This is a genomic window from Flaviflexus huanghaiensis, from assembly GCF_014118685.1.
GTDB lineage: Bacteria > Actinomycetota > Actinomycetes > Actinomycetales > Actinomycetaceae > Flaviflexus > Flaviflexus huanghaiensis.
This window is the reverse complement of sequence record NZ_JACFAK010000015.1, coordinates 1-23,088: the sequence shown is the minus strand read 5'-3', so window position 1 is coordinate 23,088 and position 23,088 is coordinate 1. Positions and strand designations below refer to the sequence as shown.

Annotated in this window: 19 protein-coding genes and 1 pseudogene; 14 read left to right on the top strand and 6 right to left on the bottom strand. The window is 62.8% G+C overall.

The features are described from left to right. The first annotated feature begins 35 nt into the window (after positions 1 to 35). Positions 36 to 1,082: an aldo/keto reductase gene (locus H7E91_RS10130; protein ID WP_194309245.1), complete on the top strand. Its 1,047-nt coding sequence runs from the start codon at positions 36 to 38 to the stop codon at positions 1,080 to 1,082. 48 nt (positions 1,083 to 1,130) lie between these two features. After that, on the top strand, positions 1,131 to 2,090 hold the full coding sequence (locus tag H7E91_RS10125; protein WP_182354984.1) for a hypothetical protein: 960 nt from the start codon (positions 1,131 to 1,133) through the stop codon (positions 2,088 to 2,090). A 73-nt stretch (positions 2,091 to 2,163) separates the two neighbouring features. On the opposite strand, the gene H7E91_RS10120 is transcribed toward H7E91_RS10125, so the two are convergent. After that, positions 2,164 to 3,372, bottom strand: a complete 1,209-nt coding sequence (locus tag H7E91_RS10120; protein ID WP_182354983.1) for a winged helix-turn-helix domain-containing protein — start codon at positions 3,370 to 3,372, stop codon at positions 2,164 to 2,166. Between the two features lie 53 nt (positions 3,373 to 3,425). Beyond that, positions 3,426 to 4,202, bottom strand: a complete 777-nt coding sequence (locus H7E91_RS10115; protein WP_182354982.1) for a trimeric intracellular cation channel family protein — start codon at positions 4,200 to 4,202, stop codon at positions 3,426 to 3,428. A 212-nt stretch (positions 4,203 to 4,414) separates the two neighbouring features. On the opposite strand from H7E91_RS10115, the gene mvk reads away from it, so the two are divergent. The 7 genes from mvk to poxB all read left to right on the top strand — a co-directional run bounded on the left by mvk (position 4,415) and on the right by poxB (position 12,653). After that, positions 4,415 to 5,413, top strand: a complete 999-nt coding sequence (gene mvk / locus H7E91_RS10110; RefSeq protein WP_241698536.1) for a mevalonate kinase — start codon at positions 4,415 to 4,417, stop codon at positions 5,411 to 5,413. Continuing rightward, on the top strand, positions 5,410 to 6,384 hold the full coding sequence (mvaD, locus tag H7E91_RS10105) for a diphosphomevalonate decarboxylase (RefSeq protein ID WP_182354980.1): 975 nt from the start codon (positions 5,410 to 5,412) through the stop codon (positions 6,382 to 6,384). Before mvk ends, mvaD begins: the two co-directional genes overlap by 4 nt. After that, on the top strand, positions 6,381 to 7,406 hold the full coding sequence (locus tag H7E91_RS10100; protein ID WP_182354979.1) for a phosphomevalonate kinase: 1,026 nt from the start codon (positions 6,381 to 6,383) through the stop codon (positions 7,404 to 7,406). The genes mvaD and H7E91_RS10100 overlap by 4 nt, the downstream gene beginning before the upstream one ends. Beyond that, positions 7,403 to 8,497, top strand: a complete 1,095-nt coding sequence (gene fni / locus H7E91_RS10095; protein WP_182354978.1) for a type 2 isopentenyl-diphosphate Delta-isomerase — start codon at positions 7,403 to 7,405, stop codon at positions 8,495 to 8,497. Before H7E91_RS10100 ends, fni begins: the two co-directional genes overlap by 4 nt. Further along, entirely contained in the window at positions 8,494 to 9,579 is a 1,086-nt protein-coding gene (locus tag H7E91_RS10090) for a hydroxymethylglutaryl-CoA reductase (RefSeq protein WP_182354977.1), read from the top strand. Before fni ends, H7E91_RS10090 begins: the two co-directional genes overlap by 4 nt. Then, positions 9,576 to 10,727 (top strand): hydroxymethylglutaryl-CoA synthase, encoded by a 1,152-nt coding sequence (locus H7E91_RS10085; protein WP_182354976.1) that lies wholly within the window; start codon positions 9,576 to 9,578, stop codon positions 10,725 to 10,727. The genes H7E91_RS10090 and H7E91_RS10085 overlap by 4 nt, the downstream gene beginning before the upstream one ends. Positions 10,728 to 10,940: 213 nt before the next feature. Further along, complete coding sequence (gene poxB, locus H7E91_RS10080; protein WP_182354975.1) at positions 10,941 to 12,653, top strand: ubiquinone-dependent pyruvate dehydrogenase; 1,713 nt, start codon at positions 10,941 to 10,943, stop codon at positions 12,651 to 12,653. A 13-nt stretch (positions 12,654 to 12,666) separates the two neighbouring features. Here the strand turns inward: poxB and H7E91_RS10075 are convergent, their stop codons facing one another. Continuing rightward, entirely contained in the window at positions 12,667 to 13,629 is a 963-nt protein-coding gene (locus tag H7E91_RS10075; protein WP_182354974.1) for an NAD-dependent epimerase/dehydratase family protein, read from the bottom strand. 453 nt (positions 13,630 to 14,082) lie between these two features. Between H7E91_RS10075 and H7E91_RS10070 the strand changes: the two genes are divergently transcribed. Next, positions 14,083 to 14,964, top strand: coding sequence for an SDR family oxidoreductase (locus H7E91_RS10070; protein ID WP_182354973.1), 882 nt, complete (start codon positions 14,083 to 14,085; stop codon positions 14,962 to 14,964). A 104-nt stretch (positions 14,965 to 15,068) separates the two neighbouring features. Here the strand turns inward: H7E91_RS10070 and H7E91_RS10065 are convergent, their stop codons facing one another. The 3 genes from H7E91_RS10065 to H7E91_RS10055 all read right to left on the bottom strand — a co-directional run bounded on the left by H7E91_RS10065 (position 15,069) and on the right by H7E91_RS10055 (position 18,489). Then, positions 15,069 to 16,592, bottom strand: a complete 1,524-nt coding sequence (locus H7E91_RS10065) for a xylulokinase (RefSeq protein WP_182354972.1) — start codon at positions 16,590 to 16,592, stop codon at positions 15,069 to 15,071. A gap of 1 nt (position 16,593) precedes the next feature. Then, positions 16,594 to 17,289 carry a deoxyribose-phosphate aldolase gene (deoC, locus tag H7E91_RS10060; RefSeq protein ID WP_182354971.1) on the bottom strand — a complete coding sequence of 232 codons (696 nt, stop codon included), beginning with the start codon at positions 17,287 to 17,289 and terminating at the stop codon, positions 16,594 to 16,596. 207 nt (positions 17,290 to 17,496) lie between these two features. Continuing rightward, a complete protein-coding gene (locus H7E91_RS10055; RefSeq protein WP_422111042.1) occupies positions 17,497 to 18,489 on the bottom strand; it encodes an AI-2E family transporter in 993 nt (330 codons plus the stop codon). A gap of 928 nt (positions 18,490 to 19,417) precedes the next feature. On the opposite strand from H7E91_RS10055, the gene H7E91_RS10050 reads away from it, so the two are divergent. The 4 genes and pseudogenes from H7E91_RS10050 to H7E91_RS10035 all read left to right on the top strand — a co-directional run. After that, entirely contained in the window at positions 19,418 to 20,641 is a 1,224-nt protein-coding gene (locus tag H7E91_RS10050) for an arginine deiminase (RefSeq protein ID WP_182354969.1), read from the top strand. 38 nt (positions 20,642 to 20,679) lie between these two features. Beyond that, entirely contained in the window at positions 20,680 to 21,684 is a 1,005-nt protein-coding gene (gene argF / locus H7E91_RS10045) for an ornithine carbamoyltransferase (protein WP_182354968.1), read from the top strand. A 1-nt stretch (position 21,685) separates the two neighbouring features. Then, entirely contained in the window at positions 21,686 to 22,648 is a 963-nt protein-coding gene (gene arcC / locus H7E91_RS10040) for a carbamate kinase (protein WP_182354967.1), read from the top strand. A 101-nt stretch (positions 22,649 to 22,749) separates the two neighbouring features. Further along, positions 22,750 to 23,088, top strand: a pseudogene (locus H7E91_RS10035) (serine/threonine protein kinase); the annotation flags it as partial.

The window sequence follows — 23,088 nt, the reverse complement described above, 5'->3', positions numbered from 1 at the left end:
GTGGCGAGTCTGGTGCCGTATGGGAACATGGAGACATGATTCCGTTCACACCGTCACCTGACCGCTATAACGAAATCCCGTTCCGACCCTGTGGAGCCTCCGGCCTGCAGCTACCGGCGATCGCTCTTGGGCTGTGGCACAACTTTGGCGATGATCGGCCATTCCAAACCCAGCGGGACATTGTGAGGCGCGCCTTCGACCTGGGCGTGTTCCACTTCGACCTAGCGAATAACTATGGCCCGCCCGCCGGTAGTACCGAAGAGAACTTCGGCCGCATTCTCCAAAAGGACTTCCTCCCGTTCCGCCACGAGCTCATCCTCGCCACCAAGGCTGGCTGGGACATGTGGGAGGGCCCCCATGGCTTCGGAGGATCGCGCAAGTACCTCCTCACCTCCCTTGACGAGTCCCTTAAGCGGCTTGGCACCGACCACGTCGACATCTTCTATCACCACCGTCCGGACCCGGATACTCCGATCGAGGAGTCGATGGTTGCCCTCCACCAGGCCGTGACCTCTGGCAAGGCTCTTTACGCTGGAATCTCCTCCTATTCCGTCAACGCGACGAAGGAAGCCGCGGCGATCATGCGTGACCTCGGCACCCCGCTCGTTATTCACCAGCCTTCCTACTCGATGCTCAACAGGTGGGTCGAAGACGATTCTCCGTCACTGCTTGAGGCAGCAGCGGAGGAGGGTATGGGAGTTATCGGATTCTCGGCTCTCGCCCAGGGCCTGCTCACTGACCGATATCTCGATGGCATCCCCGAGGGTTCCCGGCTCGCCGAGGGCAAGCTCAGCAAGAAGTTCTTCACCGACGACATCCTCGGTCACGTGCGGGCACTCAATGACATCGCTGCGGACCGCGGCCAAACGCTCGCGCAGATGGCGATCGCCTGGGTCCTTCGTGACCAGGGCAAGGCCTCTCTCACGACGGCCCTCATCGGCGCTTCATCGGTCAGCCAGCTCGAGGACTCCGTCAAGGCCGCCGAGAAGCTTGACTTCACCGACGATGAGCTCGCCGCCATCGACGAACATGCCGTCGAATCCGGTATTAACCAGTGGTGGGGAGCCACGTCGTCGCGCTGACTCAGCCGACGCCATGAGGTCCTCACCTCACTCACGTGAGGGGGAACCATGCACATCTCATCTGGTCCGCGCAGGCGCAGGTTCCTCTACGAGCTCCTCACGTCATCCGACGAGGGCCAGGCGCTCTCCGAGGCCGTGTGGCGGAGCAGACGACATTCGGCTGCATTGGAAATCTCGAGGCTGATCGGAACGGTCGACCTCACGCTGTCGCGAGCCGATGCGCACCAGGCGCTGGCCGACGCTGTCGCGCTCGCCATGTACTGGCAAGAGCCTGACGAGATCGATCGGACTCTCGCAGATGAGGAAGTCCGTTCTGCGCTCGCGGCCGTCGATGATCGGCAGGTCCTTGAGGCGCTCGACTGCGGAGATGACGAGCTGGCTGTCCGGTGGATAACGGACCACGCACAGCCGAGCGATGGCCTCCCGGCCGAGCAGATGCTCAGTCAATGGCTGGACGACCTCGTACGTTCTGTGCGGCGGTCGGAGCAGGAGCGCCCTGACGACCCGGCTGCCGCGTGGAGCGGCAGGTGGTGGTCGATGCCGCCGAACAATCTGCTGTCGAGTTCTGGCACGACCGTGACCGGGGTGCCAGCCGGGCTTGAGTATGTCGAAGATGGACCGCCGTCCGACCACGCGGAGGTTCTCAGGCTCGCGCTCGACAAACCGGCTGTTTTTGTCATCGACTCCGAGGAAGACTGGGCCGACCTCTGCGACACCTACCCCCTCGACGTGACCGCAGAAGTCCGGCAGGACTGGTACCGCACGACCGGTCGGGCTGGTCCATGGATCATCCCGAACTGGCGCGATGTTGGCAGGGACTGGGATGGTGTCAAGCTCACTGTCGCCGGCTACCTGACTTTAGCGGGCACGCTCATTCCCACACGCCAGGGGGCCAGCGTCATCGCAGGCTGGAACCCTGGCCACACGTACTGGCTCACCGACGTTGAGATCCTCGACAGGCAACGTTGGAAGCGACGCAGTGACGGAATGACCTGGTACCCCGAGTGAGCGCGGGGCGGGACGCACTCCACGTTCACCGAAAGAACGCCCGGGTGACCAGCTGGCCGCCACGGCGCCGTTTCTACAAGCGCGTCCTCAGCTCGCTCATCGCATCGCCCAACCCGTCCGTGACCGCGATGCTCGTTGCGCCGAGCCAGCCGGCGAGCCGCTCGATCTCACCTGCGAGCGCACGGTCGGTTTCCGGACTCTCGCCATTCGGCTCGTACCAGGCTCCCGCAACAAGAAGGCGCGAGCTCTGTCTGTCGAGCGCGAGATCTGCTCGCGCCGGAATCGTTCCGTTGTGAAGAAGGGGTAGCGAATAGTAGCCGCGAGTCCGCTGTGGAGCAGGGGTGTAGATCCCGATCCTGTAATCGAGGCCAAAGAGTGCGAGCGCACGCCGGCGCTCGAAGATGAGGGGGTCGAAGGGCGAGAGGAAGGTCGTGCCGCGCACCGCCCGTGGGATGCTGGCCGACCCGTCCATGACCGCATCCTTCATCCCATCCACCTCGACGGGGACTGCCTGTCCTGAGTCGATGAGTGCGTTCAGCACCGGGCGCACGCTCGTCATCGGTAGGCGAAAGAAGTCCGCAATAGTTGCGGCCGTGCCGATGCCGACTTTCGTGAGGGACAGCTTCGTGAGCGCTGTCAGGGCGGTCTGGAGATCGGGCGGATCGCCAGCCGTGTTCGGTAGCATGCGTGTCCGGGCGCCATAGATCCGATGGAAGTGGTGGGTGCGGCCCGCGCTTGCGAGGATGTCGCGGTCAAAGAGGTTTTCGAGCATGACCTTGACGGCGTTCCGCGACCAGTCGAACCCGGTACGCTGTTCGATAAGGTCGGCTTCCTCCGGGGTGAGATCCTGTGTGCCGAGCCAGGCGCTGACCTGCGGGGCAGTTGCCGTCCTCGTCTTCAGGTAGTCCGTGATCCGTTGCGCGAGCCAGTCAGCCCCCGGATGTGCTTCGATGTTGCCGCCGGACCAGCGGCGCCGGAACCCGGAGAGGAGCCGGTGTGTCGCGGGCGGGACGAAGCAGGCCTCGTGGCCCCACTGTTCAAAGACAAGCCGCGGCGGCTTCGATGCGGCGTCGTCAAGGAGCGTCGTCTCGTAGGGGCCGAGCCGGGAATAGAGCGGGAAATAGTGGGCCCGAACGAGAACGTTGACGGTGTCGATCTGCAGCACTCCCATCTTCTTCACCATCGACGCGACGTCTGCCCGAGTAGAGGCGGGGGAGATCCGCTCGAGGTGCTGAGCGCGGATGGCGAGGCCGCGTGCCTGTTGCTGGCTGAGTCGGCGCATGTGGATCCCTCCTGTCGGGGTCTAGGCTAGCCTCTGCCACAGCGGGCGGCGCGTCAGTCGGGTGTCTCCGCTGACAGCGCGCTGCCGGTCGATTCGACTGCGACATCCGCACCGGCCGTCTTTCGGTGCCGCCTCTTGAACGGATTGGTCAGGCTGTAGCTCCGCCGCGTCGATGTCCGCGGGAAGTTCCAGATCTTATTCCGATCGAGGCGGGGCGGCTGGCTCTCCTGATAGTCGAAGACGGGCAGGCTGAGTTTGAAGTAGATCGCGAGGATGCGGACGATGAAGATCGTGAGAAGGGTCGTGACAACGGTGATGTCCTCGGAGATTCCGAGCTCCTCAAAGCCGAGATAGACGATGACGCCGAGCGGAACGACGGAGGCGTACAGCTCCTTGTGGAAGACGAGCGGGATCCGGTTGCACAGAATGTCGCGAAGGATGCCGCCCATAACCCCCGTAATAAGGCCGGAGACGAGGGCGATGACGAATCCGTACCCCATCTCGAGTGCGATCCGAATGCCGAATACCGTGAACACGGCCAAGCCGACCGAGTCGAGCACGAGAAACAGCACCCGGAAGTACTTCATGAGCGGAGAGGTGAGGACGGTGATGATGGCGGCGGCGACGAGGATGATGAGATAGTGCGGGTTCTCGACCCAGACGAGCGGATAGTGGCCGAGCAGCATGTCACGGACTGAGCCGCCCCCAAGTGCGGTCACGCACGCCACCATCGTCACCCCGAACAGGTCCATCTTCTGCCGACCAGCGGCAAGGGCGCCGGTCATGGCCTCGGCGGTAATGCCGATGATGAATAGAATGGTGAGAAGCATGCGACATCCCTGAAGAAGACATAACGAGACCGCCGGTGGGCGGTCCTTTCCAGTCTAGGAAGCCCGCGCGGGCCCGGGTAGAGATGGTGGGCACCATTCCCCGCTTATAGCGAAGCTCATAGTACGCTGGTGGGCCGATTGTGTAGCGTTGAGTAGTCAACCATCGACCGAACTGGCGGACCGCAGGGTCGGCCGCGTAAGCGAGTATGCACTTGCCTGATTCTCACAGCGTCCGATCGACACCCGAGGCCCCGCCACAGTTGCGCGCCCCCTCCCGCGGTGGGCTCGGCAGTGCCCACGGTAAAGCCATTCTCATGGGCGAGCATTCCGTCGTGTACGGCGCGCCCGCCATCGCCCTTCCCCTTCTCGACCTGCAGACTACAGCGAGCGTTCGCGAAGCAGGTCACGGGTCGATCAGCTCCGACCTCTACACCGGCCCGCTCGAAGCGGCACCTGCGAAGCTCCGTCCCGTTATCACCGCCCTCCGGGCGACAGCGGACCGAGTCGGGCTCAGCGCTGACACGTTCGAGATCGTCATCTCCTCGACTATCCCGCTCGAACGAGGGCTCGGCTCGTCCGCGGCCGTGGCGGCCGCGATGGTGCGGGCCGTGAGCACTGCCGCGGGGATTGCGCTCTCCCCGGACGAGACGTTTGAGCTTGTTCAAATCGCCGAACACGTTGCCCACGGCACGTCATCAGGGCTTGATGCTCACGCGGTCCGGTCGCTGGCGCCCGTTCGCTTCCAGGCCGGCGTGCCCACCCCCGTTCGAGTGGCCGCCCCCATGACACTTGTTGTTGCAGACTCCGGCACATCCGGATCGACGTCCGCCGCGGTTGGCGGTGTGCGGATGCTGAAGGAGGCACGGCCGTCCCTTGTCGAGAGCATCGTCGACTCTCTCGCCTCACTGTCCGACATCGCGATCGACGCCCTAGGGGAGGGGGACGCCGCCCGGCTAGGGGCAACGATGTTCTCCGGCCACGAGCAGCTCGCTCGCCTTGGCGTATCCGCCCCGGCGCTTGACGCGCTCGTCGCAGCGGCAGCAGACAGCGGCGCCCACGGCGCGAAGCTCACGGGTTCGGGCCTCGGCGGATGTGTCCTCGCGCTCGTTGAGCCGGATGCTGCGGATTCGATCAGCGCTGCCATGGAGGCGGCAGGTGCCGTACAGATATTGAGGACAACCCTTCCGGGTGGACAAAAGGAGAATGAGTGACCACTGCACGGGCCTACCCGAACATTGCCCTCGTCAAATACTGGGGCAAGGCTGATGAGGACCTCATCCTTCCCGCTGCCGGGTCACTGTCGATGACTCTCGATGATTACTCGACAACGACGACAGTGACGCTCGTCGACGGCGAGGACGAGTTCAGGCTCAACGATGTGGAACAGCTCGGACGGTCAGCCGACCGCGTCACGACATTCCTTGAGCTTGTCCGCAGTTACGCGCGAGTCGTCGGGCTCGATACAGCCCACTATTCCGCACGTGTTGTGTCGGTCAACGAAGGTCCGACTGCGGCCGGCATGGCATCGTCCGCCTCTGGATTCGCGGCGCTCGCGGTTGCTGCCAGCGCGGCGTATGGCCTTCGGATGGACACCCGGGAGCTGAGTCGCCTTGCCCGGCGCGGATCTGGATCCGCCAGCCGCTCCCTCATCGACCGTTTCGCCGTGTGGTACCCGGGTGATGATGAGAGCTCGTACGCCGAACAGATCGAGGCTCCCGACATGGCAATGGTCTCGGTGCCCGTCGCAACCGGAAAGAAGGCCGTCTCCTCGCGGAGTGGCATGGTGGCGACCCAGACAACTTCCCCGTTCTACCATGCCTGGGTTTCCTCAACGGCCGTGACGTTGCGCGACATGATCGGAGCGTGTGCGGCTGGCGATTTCACGAGAATCGGAGAGTTGTCCGAGAACCATGCGATTCGGATGCACGCGGTTATCGCCGCCTCCCAGCCGTCGATCCGCTACCTCACACCGGCCTCGATCGCGATCTTCGACGAGATCGCGGCCATGAGAGCAGATGGCATCGAAGCGTATGCGACGGCGGATGCGGGACCGAATGTCTTCGCCGTCACGCTACCCGAGCTCGCCGAGTCCGTTGCGGACCGGCTCCGGCCACTTGCCACCGGGGAAACGAAGATCCTTAGGCCCGGGCCCGGTGCCCGCCTTATCGGAGACGACGAGTGATCACGGCCCGCGCTCCAGGCAAGCTCTTCATCGCAGGAGAGTACGCCGTCGTTGAGCCCCGCCATCCTGCCATCCTCGTTGCTGTCGACCGGCACATCACTGTCACGGTGACCGAATCCTCGGGTCTCTCCCGAATTCACTCCGCGGGCAGACCCGCGCTCGAGTGGCGCTTCGAGAACGGCGTTGTCACCGCCAGCCGTCACAGTTACGTCACCCGCGCCATTGACGTGATCGAGCGGCTCCGGGAGGAGCGCGGGCTCGCGCCACTCACGTTCGACCTCACCATCGAATCGGAGCTGGAAGACAATGGCAGGAAGTTCGGACTCGGCTCCTCAGCGGCCGTTGTCGTCGCCACGATCGCGGCGATGAATGACGTGTACGGCCTCGGACTGTCCGCGATCAAGAGAACGAAACTCGCACTTCTTGCAACAATCGCCCAGTCGCCCCGAGCCTCCGGCGGCGACGTTGCCGCCTCAACCTTCGGCGGTTGGATCTTCTATCGCTCACCCGACCGCGCCATCCTCGCCGCGGAAAGTACGGTATCCGAGGCGCTGAAATCGCCCGGGTGGCAGGGCTTCGAAGTGCGTCCGCTACCGGCGCCCACCCTTGACCTCATGGTTGGCTGGTCCGGTTCACCAGCCTCGACCCAGTCACTTGTCGATGGAGTGACGCGGGCGAACCCATCGGATTTCTCGTCATTCCTCACCGAGTCCGACAGCATCGTCCAGTCCCTTGCAACCGCACTTGACGATGGGGATTCCGACACTGCGCAGCGCGCGGTGCGTGAGGCACGTCAGAACCTGCGCCGGCTCCAGGCAACGACCGGCATCGCCATCGAGACCGACAGGCTTGCCGCCCTGTGCGATCTTGCAGAAGCGCGTGGAGCAGCCGCAAAGCTATCCGGGGCGGGCGGCGGCGACTGCGGCATCGCCCTCGGCTCGGCGGATCCGGAACTGTTAAGGGCATGGGAAGGCGCAGGGATCGTGCCGCTGGATCTCAAGGTACAGGAGGCAGACGCATGAGCGCGGACCGCAAGGAAGACCACATCCGTCTCGCCGCGGGGCAGCAGGACCGCCCCGCGGGTCACCGAGGCTACGACGATGTCGACATCATCCACCACGCCCTCGCCGGAATCGACCGCGACAAGGTCGACGTGAGCGTGACGGTGGGCCCATGGACCTTCCCGGCCCCCTTCTACATCAACGGGATGACGGGCGGGACTGATACGGCGCTGACAATCAACCGGGCGCTTGCTGCCGCTGCTGCCCACACCGGTATCCCCATGGCGTCCGGATCGGTCGGCATTGCGCTCGACGATCCGAGTGCGGCAGGAAGTTTCACCATCATCCGCGAGGAAAACCCGAACGGCATCGTCTTTGCCAATATCGGGGCGGGTCGAAGTCTTGACGATGCGAAACGGGCGGTCGACCTTCTGTCAGCCGACGGCCTTCAGCTTCATCTCAACTCCGTCCAAGAGACCGTCATGCCCGAGGGTTCTCGCGAGTTCTCATCCTGGCTTTCCCTCATCGAGCAGATCGCCTCCGGCCTCGACGTGCCTGTCATTGTCAAGGAGGTCGGCTTCGGACTATCAGCTGTGACCCTCGGCCAGCTGAAGGATGCGGGAGTACGGATCGCGGACGTCGCAGGTTCGGGAGGCACGGATTTCGCGAAGATTGAAAACGACCGCCGTGGTGGCGGGCACGACGACTACTCCTACCTCAACGGGTACGGAAGTTCGGCCATTCAATGCCTCCTCGACGCCCTCGCCGAGGGCTACGTCGGTCCCACGGCCGATCCGAACTTCACCGTCCTCGCCTCGGGTGGGGTGCGCACCCCCTTCGACGTCGTGAAATCCCTCGCCCTCGGAGCCCGCGCAGTCGGCATGGCCGGCACGTTCCTCAAGGTGGCTCTCGATGACGGAGCTGACGGGCTGATCGAGATGATCGACGCCTGGACGACAAGGATCGGGGAGATGATGGCACTCATGGGGGCCGCGACCCCGGGGGAGCTGGAACGAACCGATCTGCTAATCCGCGGCGAGTCCGGAGAGTTCGCGCGCCTGCGTGGCCTCGACCCGGCCACGCTTGCCACACGAAGCCGGGAGGCGAGATGAGCACATACTCCGACACAACAGTCACGGCGATTCCCACCCGCTGGGTGGGGCCGATTCGGTTTTCGGGCGCCGTCAACGGGGAGTGGGAGGTCCCGCTCGCGACCTACGAGACCCCGCTGTGGCCGTCCGTCGGGCGCGGGGCCAAGGTGTCCCGCCAGGTCGACGGCGGCATCGTGACGACGGTCGTGGGTGAGAGGATGACGCGTTCGGTCCTCTTCACGGCGCGTAGTGCGGCCGACGCCCACCAGGCCTCCCTCGCCATTCACGCCCGCTTCGATGACCTGCAGGATGTTGTGTCACGCGGTTCGCGCTTCGCAAAGCTCGTCGAGATCCACCCCGAGATCGTCGGTAGCCTGCTCTTCGTCCGTTTCGCCTTCACAACGGGGGACGCCTCCGGCCACAACATGGCGACCGCCGCGTCAGATGCTCTCATGTCAGAGATCATCTCCTGGGGGCTTGGCCTTGGCTATGGCTCGATCTCGGGCAATTACTGCACGGACAAGAAGCCCTCCGCTGTCAACGGTGTGCTCGGGCGGGGCCGCAACGTCCAGGCCGACATCCTCATCCCGCACGACATCGTCGCCAGCACCCTTAAGACAACGGCGGAGAGGGTGAGCGAGCTCGTGATCCGCAAGAACTACGTCGGTTCGACGATCGCGGGCGCCCTGCGCTCAGCTAACGCCCACTTCGCGAACATGCTCCTCGCGTTCTATCTGGCGACGGGCCAGGATGCGGCGAACATCGTCGAAGGCTCGCAGGGCTTGACGTACGCGGAGAACCGCCCCGAGGGGCTCTACTTCGGGTGCTCGCTCCCGCACCTCATCGTCGGAACTGTCGGCAACGGCAAGCATCTTGCCCATGTCGACGAGGCAATGGGCAGGCTCGGTCTTCGCGAGGAGCGCGAGCCGGGCGAGAACAGCAGGCGCCTCGCGGCCCTCATTGCTGGCACCGTCCTGTGCGGCGAACTATCGCTACTCGCTGCACAGACCAACCCGGGCGAACTCATGGCCGCCCACGTGTCCCTCGAACGGGGCACGGACCACAGCTCCTCGCGGAGCGGGATGGAAGGAGATCCGTCATGATCATTGGGATTCACGACCTCGATGTCGCCACAGCCCACTACGTTCTCGACCTCGACGAGATGGCACAGGCGCTTGGCGTTGACCCGGCGAAATACGAGAAGGGGCTTGGCCAGGACGAGTTCTCGGTCCCAGCTCCCGACGAAGACATCGTGACGATGGCGGCGGAAGCGGCCTCCCGCGTGCTAAGCCGTAACGACCGGACAAGGATCCGCTCCGTCCTTTTCGCAACCGAGACCGGCATCGACCAGTCCAAGGCTGCAGGCGTCTTCGTGCACGGTTTGCTCGGACTGCCACACACCGTGCGCACTGTCGAGTTCAAGCAGGCCTGCTACTCGGGAACAGCCGCACTCCAGGCCGCAGTCAATCAGGTCGCGCGCTACCCCGAGGACCAGGTACTTGTCATCACCGCCGATGTTGCCCGTTATGCGGTGGGAACCGGTGGTGAACCCACGCAGGGCGCTGGCGCCGTCGCCATGCTCGTGGCCGCTGATCCGAACCTTGTTGTCATCGAGCCCGGGTCAGGCGTCTACACATCCGACGTCAACGACTTCTGGCGACCGAACGACTCCTCCACCCCATTTGTTGAGGGCAAGCTCTCCCTCGATGCGTACATGGATGCCAACGTCGGGGCGTGGGACGATCTTGTCGCCCAGCGAGGTCTCTCTATCACCGACATCGATCGTTTCATGCACCATCAGCCGTTCACGAAGATGGCGAGGAAGGCCCACAGCCGGCTCGCTGAGCACGTCGGTTTGCCGCTTGGAGATGACCTCATTGAGCAATCGATGGTCTACAACCGCCGCATCGGCAACTCCTACACGGCGTCCCTCTATTTCGGGCTCGTCGCCCAACTTCACGCTGGCGACGCTCTCGAAGGTAGGCGGCTCGGCCTGTTCTCGTACGGGTCCGGCTCTGTCGCTGAGTTCTTCACAGCTGTCGTCCAGGAGGGCTACTCGGATTACCTCCACCCGGAAAACGTGACCCAGTCCCTCGACCGTCGTGTCCCGCTCACGTTCGAGGAGTACCGGGACCTCCACGCCAACTACATCGGAGAATCGGACAACGTCGAAACTCCCATCGTCACAGCCGCACCCTTCCGGTTTACCGGCATCACCGACCGCGTGCGCCAGTACGAGGCTCGTAGCTAGCGGCCCTTATCCATACTCTCTCCGTGCCCCGGCTTGCCGGGGCACGGTCCATTGCCCCGAGACCCGACGTTGCACCGCCGTCGTCCACGGGTGAACGAGGGCAAACCTTGGAGTTGCATGAACAGAACTCCGAGCCTGAGGCGCCTCCACTGTCTTTCCCCTGGTCGGCGACCTATGTTGGGGTGTGAACTGCGCGACACTGAAGGAGTGACTATGCCGACCATCGCAACGACAATTGTTGAGACGCTGTCGAAGAGTGGCGTTGAGCGGGTGTACGGGCTACCGGGCGATTCGCTCAATGGTTTCACCGACGCCATCAGACAGAGCGAACTCGACTGGATCCACGTGCGCCACGAAGAGGCGGCGGGATTCGCCGCCGCCGCGGAAGCGGCCATGACCGGGGAACTTGCCGTGTGTGCGGGAAGCTGCGGGCCAGGAAACCTCCACCTCATCAACGGACTGTACGACGCTCAGCGATCCCGCGTCCCCGTCCTCGCCATCGCCGCTCACATCCCCTCGCACGAGATCGGAACGGGCTACTTCCAGGAGACCCACCCGCAGTCGGTTTTCGCCGAATGCAGCGTCTACGTCGAGCATGTGTCGAACCCCGAGCAAATGCCGAGGATCCTTCGCATCGCCATGCGCGAAGCGCTGACAAAGCGCGGAGTTGCCGTTCTCGTCATCTCCGGCGACGTCCTCCTCACGGAGATCGAGGCCGAAGCGGAAGAGATCCGCCACCATCCCTCACTCGTTTATCCGGATGCTGAAAGGCTGTCACGTGCGGCGGAGGCACTGAACGCGGGAGAGAAGGTGACGATCCTCGCCGGAGCGGGCACAGCGGGAGCACATGATGAACTCGTCCGGGCTGCAGAGCGGCTCAAGGCCCCGATCGTCCACGCTCTGCGCGGCAAGGAACACATCGAGTACGACAACCCGTACGACGTCGGGATGAGCGGCCTAATCGGGTTCGAATCGGGTTACCACGCTCTGCGTGAGGCCGATACGCTCCTCATGCTCGGAACTGATCTGCCCTACCCGCAGTTCTACCCGGATGCGGCGACAACTATCCAAGTCGACATCAGGGGCGAACAGATCGGTAGGCGCACGCGCGTCGCCATCCCGCTTGTCGGCGGAGTGAAGGAGACGCTCGATGTTCTCATGAAGCACATCGATGAGAAACGCTCACGTACGCATCTCGATTCGATGCTGACGCTATACAAGGAGTCACGGAAGGGACTGGACGACCTGACGAAACACTCCCGCAGGACGATCCACCCGCAGCGTCTCACCCGCCTCATCGACGAGGGAGCGGCTCATGATGCGGTCTTTATCCCCGATGTCGGCTCACCCGTCGTCATGGCGTGCCGCTATGTGACGATGAATGGCAGGCGCCGACTCATCGGATCCTTCACACACGGTTCGATGGCGAACGCTGTACCGCAGGCGATCGGCGTCCAGCTGTCTGATCCGCAACGCCAGGTCATCGGACTGGCAGGCGAAGGTGGGTTGTCGATGCTCCTTGGGGAACTCCTCACTGTGCGCCAGCTCGATCTGCCGATCAAGATCGTCGTTTACAACAACTCCTCTCTCAACTTCGTTGAGCTGGAAATGAAGGCAGCCGGCGTTGTCAACTTCGCGACCGAGCTCGAAAACCCGCGCTTCTCCGACGTCGCCGAGGCTATCGGCATCAAGGGCATTCGTGTTGATAAGCCGAAGGATCTTGAGGCCGCGGTGACCGAGTTCCTCAATCACGACGGACCGGCCCTTCTCGACGTCGTGACGGAGGATCAGGAGCTCACCCTGCCACCGTCGATCGATGTGGAACAGGTCAAGGGCTTTAGCGTGTACGCGGTGAGGACTGTTCTCGATGGGCGGGGTAGCGAGCTCATCGACCTCGCGAAGGCAAACATCCGCCAATTGTTCTGACCGGGCAGCCGCCCTAGATGTAACCCAGCGTGCGCAGGACGGCAAGCTCGTCGGGTCGAGATAGGCCGCTCGACTGCCCGCCAGCTCTCAGCGTGTCTCGCGCCGTCTGCGTCAACGGGCGAGTCACGAGCCCCTGATCCCTGGCGGGTTGCGGGTCCCTGTTCATCATGTGCGCGAGTTCAGGGATCGGTGCGTACATGGGAAGAGCCCGCTCCCCACTCCAGAAGCCGATCTCCTGCTCGATAAGCACATCCGCATCGAGCCAGATCGGAGTCGGGTTCCCCTCGACGATGGTCGAGATCTCGGCGAGAAATGTCTCGCGCGGCATGGGCTCGCCGATGGCCTCCCAGACGCCGATGTCGGTGCTCTCGGCGAGGCGGACGATCCAGTCCGCGAGGTCGCGCACATCGATCCATTGCATCGGGTCTTGCGGTAGTGCGGGGGCGATATAGGGCAGACCATCTCCGGCTGCCTCAGCGATCCGCGCCGGCCAGTAAGTGAACCGTCCCGTCGGATCGCCGGGTCCGACGATAAGGCCCGGTCGGACAATGGCGTGGTTGGGGGATCGCTGATCGACGAGTTGCTCACAGGCGACCTTGAGACCCGGATAATCCTCGGGTCCGCCTTCGGTCACTGGTTCGGCCGTCTCCGTGTCCGCAGGGCCTCCGAGCGGCTCCGCCATCGCCGGATAAACGCTGATCGAGGACATGTAGATCCACCGTGCATAGGGGAAGAGCCCGAGCGCGGTGCCGACGTGTGCCGGGTGGCTTGAGATGTCGAGAACAATATCGGGGGACTGCTCGAGAAGGTCGAAGGGTGGCGCTGTCGCCCGGTCCCACGGAATGAAGGAAGCACCGTTTGGCGCGGTGCCGGTGACACCACGAGCCGCACACGTGACCGCGTGGCCACGCCGAATAAAGGCGCGAGCCGCTTCCCCCGAGAGGAACCCAGTCCCACCGAGAATGAGGACATCCATGCTGCCGCCTCCCGCGTTGAGGACATCAGGTTAAAAAGGTGATCCCGGGCGCCGGTGGTTCGACACCGACGCCCGGGACCTACGACGTTTTCTGCCGCCCAGCAGGGGCAGAATCACTCCTCGCGGTCGGACTCTGCTTCCGAGGTGGTCTCGCCCTCTTCGGGCTCCTCCTGTGAGGCGACCTTCTCGAGTTCGGCGTCTTCCTCGCGCTTGGTGTGCTTACCACCCATGATTCCTCCTGACCGGGCGAATGATCGCCCAACTGAACGTACCGCTAACGGTAGGCTCCGACGCTTCGGCTTCACAAGCGCAGCGCCGCGAACTCCCAGCGATATCCGAGGGTTCACGAATAGCGTAGGGAAACGCCCCATAGGCGCCCACCAGCGGTTTTGTTCGCTACGCGATCTTTATAGGCTCGGTCACATCAGCTCGGCACAATGAAAGCAGGTAATCATGACACTGAATGACCCGCGTCAGTATTTCAAGAAGGTCGACCCGCCGGAGCAGAAGCAGGAGCATCCGGGTCTGGACCGCGACCTCGAACCCCAGGCCGACATTGGCATCGACACCTACGTTGGTCATGGTCGGCTCAAGGGGCGCCGGGCCCTCATCACCGGAGGAGATTCGGGGATTGGCGCCGCTGTCGCCGTCGCCTACGCCCGAGAGGGCGCGGATGTTGCGATCTCATATCTGCCGGAGGAGCAGGTGGATGCCGACCGCGTGCTCGAGGCGATCCGTGCGGAGGGCCGGAAGGCCGTTGCGCTACCCGGCGACCTCATGGAGCTCGAGCAGTGCGAGCACATCGTCGAGGAGACCGTGCGCGAGTTCGGCGGTCTCGATATTCTCGTCAACAATGCGAGCCGCCAGATCTGGCATGACGGGATTGAGAACATCTCTGACGAGGACTTCGACCTCACAATGAAGTCGAACATATACTCCGCCTTCCGCGTGACGAAGGCGGCCCTGCGGCATATGAAGCCGGGTTCATCGATCATCTTCACGTCGTCGATTCAGGCGTACCAGCCATCGGATACACTCCTCGACTATGCCGTGACGAAGGCAGGGATGAACAACCTGTCGAAGGGACTCGCTCAGGAACTCGCGCCGAAGGGCATCCGTGTCAACGCGGTCGCCCCCGGCCCGATCTGGACCCCGCTCCAGCCGAGCTACGGTCAGCCGATGGAGAAGCTCACGTCCTTCGGGCAGGACACTCCGCTGGGCCGCGCTGGCCACCCAGTCGAACTCGCGGGCGCTTACGTCTTCCTCGCGTCGGACGAGGCCTCCTACGTCGCGGGCGAGACGCTCGGTGTCACCGGAGGCAAGCCGACCCCTTAACCGCTGGCGCACAACGAGCGTCAGGTGGTGGCCGCCCTCACGGGCGGCCACCACCTCTTCATCGGGACGCGACGAAGTCTTGTGCGCGAGGCACGACGCGGGGTTTAGAAAACCCTGCCCTCGAGTGCATCGTAGGAGTCGACAAAACGCTCGAACGAGGCCTCGTACTGAGCGGACGTTTCCGGGTCCGGCTCGTAACGATCGGAGACCTTGACCGCGCGTTCGGCGGCTTCCTCGCAGGAGTCGTAGACGCCAACGCCGACGCCCGCGTACATGGCGGCGCCGAGGCAACCCGCCTGGTTGTTCGCGAGGATCTCGATCGGGTGTCCGAGTGAATCCGCCAGCATCTGGCTCCAGAACGGCGACTTGGCGGCGCCGCCAACGAGGCGGATCGTGCCGATGTCGATGCCTGCAGCCTTCTGGGCGTTGATGACGTCCTTCATTTCGAAGCAGATGCCCTCGAGCACGGCGCGGACGACATCCGACTTGTTGGTTGACAGTGACAGGCCGAAGAGGTTTCCGCGCGCGTTGGCGTTCTGACGGGCGCCGGAGGCACCTGCGAGGTAGGGCAGGAACGTTACTCCGTTGGCGCCGATGGGAGAGCGGGAGGCCTGGCGGGTCATGAGGTCGTACGGATCGATGCCGACAACGCGGCCTGCGGACGTTTCGAGATCGCCAAACGTGTCCCGGTACCAGCGGAACGCGGAGGCTGATGTGTTCGAGAATGCCTCAATCGTCCAGTTGCCCATGCCGTGATTGGGCTTGACGACGAGTTTGCGCTGCGGATCGCGGCGGGACTCGTCCATGACGACGTAGCAGGAGCCGAAGGTGCCCATGACCATGACTGTGTCGCCGCCCTTGACGGCGCCGCCGCCGAACGTCGAACAGTTCTGATCGTGGCCGCCGATGGCGAGAGGCACGCCGTCAGGAAGTCCTGCACGGAGTGCGATATCGCCCGTGATGCTGCCGACGATCTGACCGGGCTCGGTCGAGATCTTCGCCCGCTTTTCGATGGGTAGACCGACGAGGTCATGGACGCCCTTTGACCATTCGAGCGTGTCGACGTCGAGCATGCCCTCACGGGAAGCAGAGGACAGGTCGGTCCAGTATTCCTCGGCGCCCCACAGTTTGAGGAGGTATTCCTGCTCCGACAGAAGCCAGCGTGCCCGTTCGAAGGTCTCCGGCTCGTTGTCTCGTAGCCACGCCCACTTCGGCGCAGCTGAGTTCGTGCCAAGGGGGTCGCCGGTTTCCTGGTAGAACTCCTCAGCACCGTAGGCCTCGCGGAGCTGCGGAATGTAGGGCGCGCCGCGCAGATCCTGCCACGAGACGAAGTCGCGCATGAGGAAGCCATCCTCATCGAGCATCGTGAGCAGCGGTGCCTGAGAAGAGAAGGCGAGACCCGCAATCTTCGTGCGGTCCACACCTGACTGGTTGATGGCAACGCGGCAGGACTCGACGAGCGGCGGGATGATGTCATCGTAGGACTGTTCGATCCAGCCCGGCTTGGGGAACAGCGTCGGGTACTCCCGGTAATCTTCGCCGAGGGGGTTGCCGTCGGCGTCGAAGACGACGGTCTTGCATCCGGTGGTGCCGGCATCGATGCCGACAAGGTATTTCTCTTCTGACATGTCAGACTCCGTTCTCGAGGTAGTCGGCGTATTGTTCGACGAGCTTGGCGGCGGACCTGGTACCGATGAGGGACACACCCATCTTCTCGATAAGCCAGAGAGATGCCGGCATGGCAAACGTGCGAGGCACGCCCGACACCTTGAGCTTCGTCTTCGGGTTCGTGATGTTGTCGCGCATGATCTTCACCTGCGACTCGGTGGGGAAGCCCTGCGACCCCGTCGCGGTCTTGACGTAGTCAATCCCAGCATCGCAGCACAGGCGGGTCAGGCGAGCGATTTCATCGTCAGTGAGGTAGCAGACCTCGAAGATGAGCTTCGAAATAGCGCGGCCTTCGCAGCGCTCGACGAGGCCTTCGAGCTCCCGCATTGTGAGCGCGTCGTTGCCATCACGGAACTCGCCAATATTGAGAACCATGTCGACAGCGGTCGCGCCCAGGTCGAGACCTTCATCGATTTCGGCGAACTTCATTGCCGTCGACGTGGCCCCGTAGGGGAAAGAGATGGCGGTGCCGACGTGAATGTCGGAGCCTTTGAGCTCCTCGGCCACGACGGGTGTCCAGTAGGAGTTCGTGTAACAGGCGGCCACATTGGCCTTCCGTGCACCCTGTGCATGGGCGCGGATATCCTGCTCGGTGGAGCTCTGCAGATGCAGTGCCATGTCAAAGTGTTTTGCGTACTCCGCAACAGTGAGCGTCATTCGTCCTCTCCTTTGAAGCTCGTCCGGTCACAACCGGTGACATAACGACTGTACAAGTCTAGACAAGAAGTGCGCAAGGAGATGATGTCTCGTGAGATGTTGGCGCAGTCATGTCGGCTGGCAGACATCGCCGATGGTCACACCGCCACCGGCTGTCCCGCTACGACGGATCGCTGTGGCGGGAAATCAAGGTCCAAGGCCCGAGAGCTAGGTCTCGAGGAGTTCATCCTTGTCGACGTCAGGCAAGGTTTGTCGAGGCGGGTCCTGCTTGCGCAGCACCTTATAGACCGCCCAGAGAACGGACAGAATGGGGATCGCAATAATTGCTCCGAAGAGTCCTGCGAGGAGCGTGCCAGCCGCGACGCCGAGGGCGATGACCGTTGGATGAAGCGAAACCTGCTTGCCCATGATGAGCGGTTGGAGGACATTGCCTTCAAGCTGGCCGATGAGGGCAATGCCGATGAGGACGATGAAGGCGACGGCGATACCGTTCGCGGCAAGCGCGACGATCGTTGCGATGATCATCGCGGCAGGCGCTCCGATCAGCGGAATGAAAGTTCCGATGACGACAAGAACGGCAAGCGGTGCGGCGAGTGGTACTCCGAGAACGATGAGGAGGAGAAAGGCGAGCGCCCCGTTGATGAGGCCGATGATGACCGTCCCGCGCGCGTAGCCCGAGAACGCCAGCCATCCCGCCATGGCCGCCCGGTGGGTTGTGTCCCGATGCTTGTCCGGAAGTTCATTGAGGAACCACAGCCACATCTGGGCACCCGACATGAGGAAGAAGACGGTGATGAGGGTGGCGAGCGACAGGATCATGATGCCGAGGCCGATAGAAGACGCGCCCGACATGACCTGTGATGTGATTTCGCCGGTGTTCTCTTGGATCCAAGCGATTCCATCGTCGATCGTTTGAGAAATCCACTGTTGCGGCTCATCTGAACTCACGTTCCAGGGCAGGGGAGCGTTCTCCACCAGCTCGAAGATCGAGTCGATGCCCTCACTGAACTGCGAGGCGAGGTCGTCCCACTCACTTCGGACTGAGATAACGACGAAGGCGATAAGGCCGGCGAAGGCGCCGATGACGAGCACGAGGCTAAGAATCATCGCCAGCGCTCGCGGTAACCAACGCGCGAGCAGGTCCGTGATTGGCCTCAGGACAGATGTTGCGACAAACGCGAGAAACACCGTGACGAAAATGAAGTTAACGTTGGCTGTCGCGAAAACGATGAACGCGACGAAGATGATGATCCCGATGAGGTACCACGATCCAAGTCCAAACTTCGCGAGCAACGGCGGGACGCCCGACGTGACGCCCGGCAGCTCAGGAGCGACGCTCGGCACCGGCTCATTGCCAACAGCCGCCGGGGACTCGGCGGTAGGGCTGGTCTTCTGCCGTGGTGAGAACAGTTTCATGGGCGGCCTCCTCCCTGACATCCTAGGGCCACCTCTCGATTTCGCATCCACCGCACCTCATGCTCGCCAATAAGCCTCTCTCGTTACCCGGACCTTGAGAAGGACAACCGGCGAGGGCGTTGCGTCACGGCAGGGGTAGAGCGCACGAAGTTCGTTATCAGTTGCGAAGGAGGATTAGCACATCGCTCGCCGGGTCCCTCGGTCGATGGCCACAACGGTCGCCCTTCTGACGGATGGCGCCCCGCGACAGCTAAGGGCGGCTTGACGATGATGGCGGGTCGTCCCAGGAGTGACCGGGCGAGAGTTTCGTTCCCGAGGGCGCAGTCGGCCAACTGCAGTTTCAAGAGCCGCCGGCTGAACTGAGCCCGCCCGGTGGGGGCGTCAATCGGAAGGCCGACAGCCCCCTTCCGCGCGTGATTGTCGGGGCGGCGGATGCTATGCCCGTCGCCTGGCAAATCAATCAGTCTGACGTGCGAACGGCTCTGCAACAATGTGCACGGGGTGTTGGGAGATGGTGAGGAGACCGTACCAATGTCCAGTTTCGGCTATTTAACGCCACAAAGTGATGATTGCGGGGGAAGGGTGCCTGAGGCTTGAGAAAAAGTGCGCCCCATTACGTTAAGTACGGTAGTACTAACGTCCTAGCACTCGCGTACCAATTTCCCGCATACTGACGGTGCGCCATCAGAGCTCAACGACGAGAGGATCCCCGATGACATTCCGTGTCGCATCAGAAGTGGGAAAATTGCGGCAGGTTATAGTCCACCGCCCCGGACGGGAAATGGACCGTCTGACACCGACCAATAAAGACGAGCTACTCTTCGACGATGTGCTCTGGACTCAGCAGGCGCAGGCCGAGCACGACGTGTTCGCAGCCGCTATGCGCGATGAGGGTGCCGAGGTTCTGTACCTCCAGGAGCTCCTCGCCGAGACGCTCGAAATCCCGGAGGCCCGTCACTACGTTAGCGACGAGACCTTCGAGGAGCGCTGGTACGGCGTTACCGGAACACGGATCATGCGCGAGTACGCAGATAGCCTCTCGGCTGCGGACCTCGCAGAACTGGTCATTGCCGGCGTCACGAAGACGGAGCTCATCGAGCTCACCGGCAAGCTCGAATCGGCCTACCTTGCCCGCGCAGAGAATGACTTCATGGTTCTCCGTTGCCTGCCGAACCACTACTTCACCCGTGACCCATCCTGCTGGGTCTTCGACGGGGTCTCGATCAACGCGATGCAGAAGGTTGCCCGCATGCGCGAGACGATCAACCTTGAAGCCATCTACCGCTGGCACCCGAGGTTCCGCAACGAAGGTTTCGATAAGTGGGCCGGCGGCCTCGCCGACCGCGCAGCAACCGTCGAAGGCGGCGACGTCGAGGTCATCGGCAACGGCGCAGTAGCGATCGGCATTTCCGAGCGTACGACGGCAGCTGGCTTCGAGCGGCTCGCCCGCAACCTCCTGTGGAACAGCGAAGCCACGAGCGTTGTCGGCCTCCTCATGAAGGAAGAGAGAGCACAGATGCATCTCGACACCGTCATGACGATGGTCAACGAGAACACCTTCCTTAAGTACAAGCATCTCGGCATGCTGCCGTCCGTCACCGTCACTAAGGGCTCGCGTCCTGGAGACATCGACGTCAAGACCGCTCCTGGCGAGGACATGCACAAGGCACTCGCGAAAGCGCTCGACATTCCCGAGGTTCGCATTCTCACGACTCCCGAGGACGACTTCGCTGCCGAGCGTGGACAGTGGAACGACGCGTGCAACGTTCTCGCGCTGGCCCCGAACGTTGTCGTCGCATACGACCGCAACGTCGAGGCGAACGCGTACCTCGAGTCCGAGGGCGTCAGGGTCATCCCAGTTCCCGGTGCAGAGCTTGGCCGCGGTCGAGGTGGACCTCGCTGCATGAGCTGCCCCACCATCCGCGACGACATTTAGACATAACACCCATCACACCATCGAAAGGACACAGCCTCATGGCCGTCAACCTCAAGGGCAGGTCTTTCCTCAAGGAAATCGACTTCACTCAAGAAGAGTGGCTCTACCTGCTTGATCTAGCTGCGGAACTCAAGGCGGCTAAGAAGAACGGTACCGAGACGCAGTACCTCAAGGGCAAGAACATTGCTCTCATCTTCGAGAAGACCTCGACGAGGACACGCTGCGCGTTTGAAGTCGGCGCCTACGACCAGGGTGCGAGCATCACGTACCTCGATCCCAGCGGATCGCAGATGGGACACAAGGAGTCCGTTGAGGACACCGCTCGAGTGCTCGGCCGCTTCTACGACGGAATTGAGTTCCGCGGTCACAAGCAGGAGCATGTCGATACGCTCGCCGAGCTTGCTGGCGTTCCCGTGTGGAACGGTCTGACCGATGACTGGCATCCCACCCAGACTCTCGCTGATCAGCTGACGATGCACGAGGCATCGGGTAAGCCCTACAACGAGATCACCGTCGCGTTCGTTGGCGATACTCGCAACAACGTCGCGAACTCCCTTCTCGTCGGAGGCGCCCTCATCGGCATGAACGTCAAGATGGTCGGCCCCAAGGAGCTCGAGACCGTTCCCGAGGTTCGCGAACTCGCAGCCAAGCTTGCTGAGAAGTCCGGTGCGGAGATCACGTACGAGAACGACCCCAAGAAGGGTGTTGAAGGAGCCGACTTCATCTACACCGACATCTGGGTGTCCATGGGTGAGCCGGCGGAGGTGTGGGATGCTCGCATCGAGCAGCTCAGCCCCTACCAGGTCAACAAGGAACTCCTCGCCGCGACCGGCAAGGATGCGAAGTTCCTCCACTGCCTTCCCGCGTTCCACGACACGAAGACGAAGGTCGGACAGGAGATCTTCGAGAAGACCGGCATGGGTAACGGACTTGAGGTGACGAACGACGTCTTCGAGTCTGACGCATCGCTCGTCTTCGACGAGGCCGAGAACCGCATGCACACCATCAAGGCCGTCATGGTCGCAACCCTCGGGGAGATGTGAGATGAGGATTGTCGCAGCCCTCGGCGGCAACGCTCTCCTTGAGCGTGGCCAGAAGCCGGACGCTGCCCCGCAGATCGAGAACGTCAAGAAGGCTGTCGATTCTCTCGGACTGCTGGCAGACGATCACGAACTCGTTCTGACTCATGGCAACGGCCCGCAGGTCGGCGTTCTCGCCCTCCAGTCGGCCAACGACGAGTCGCTGTCGGAGCCCTACCCCTTCGACACACTCGGAGCGATGACGCAGGGCATGATCGGGTACTGGATGCTTCAGTCACTCCAGAACAGGCTTCCCGATCGCCCTGTCGCATCGATCATCAACCAAACCCTCGTCCTCGCGGGAGACCCCGCATTCGACAACCCGACGAAGTTCGTCGGAGCTGTCTACACCGAGGAAGAGGCCAAGGTGTTCGAGCGGGAGCGTGGATGGGTCATGCGCGAGGACGGCAAGTACTGGCGTCGCGTCGTGGCCTCCCCGATGCCGCAGCGAATCGTCGAGACGCGGATCATCCGCACCCTCGTCGACTCGGGAGCAGTGGTTGTGTGCTCGGGCGGTGGCGGAATCCCCGTCATCCGTGACGAGAACGGCAACCGAGTCGGCATCGAGGCTGTCATCGACAAGGACCTGACGGGCTCAGTTCTTGCTGAAGCGCTCGACGCGGACATGTTTATGATCCTCACGGACGTGCCCGCGGTGCTCGACAACTATGGAACCCCGGAGGAAACCGAGATTCGCTCGGCCACCCCGGCGATGATGCGGTCGAAGGGCTTTGCCGCAGGGTCGATGGGTCCCAAGGTTGAGGCAGCCTGCCGCTTCGTCGAACTGACAGGCAGCGTCGCAGCTATCGGTCGGCTCGAAGACGCCGTCAAGATCATTGCCGGCGAGGCAGGCACGATCATCACGCCCGGAGGCTACTACGGCGGAATCGTCGACGGCAGGCCGAGCACATTCAAAGTGAACGACTAAAGAACTTCTGGCCGGAGGGAGAATCCCTCTGACCGGGCGGGAGAAATCCCGCGAAGAAGCTAGCACCGACAATGGTGTTGAGACTAGGAGATGAAGGAACCATGACAAAGATTGTCAATTCTTGGAACGACTTCGATCCGCTAAAGCGGGTTATTGTCGGCAAGGCTGATTTCTCGGTTATCCCCGATGAGGAGCCGGCAACCTCGGAGAAGGTGCCCGTCGACTCGGAGATGCGCGGAATGTGGGGCCCGCGCCCCACGGAGACGGTGGAGAAGGCTAACGAAGCCCTCGATCGTTTGGCGAAGGAGCTGGAGAGCCGCGGCGTTATCGTTGATCGCCCGACTCCGATCCAGTGGAACCAGGCGATGATCACCCCGGACTTCCGTGCGCAGTCGGGTATGACGCAGATGCCTCCTCGTGACATCCTGCTGACGATCGGC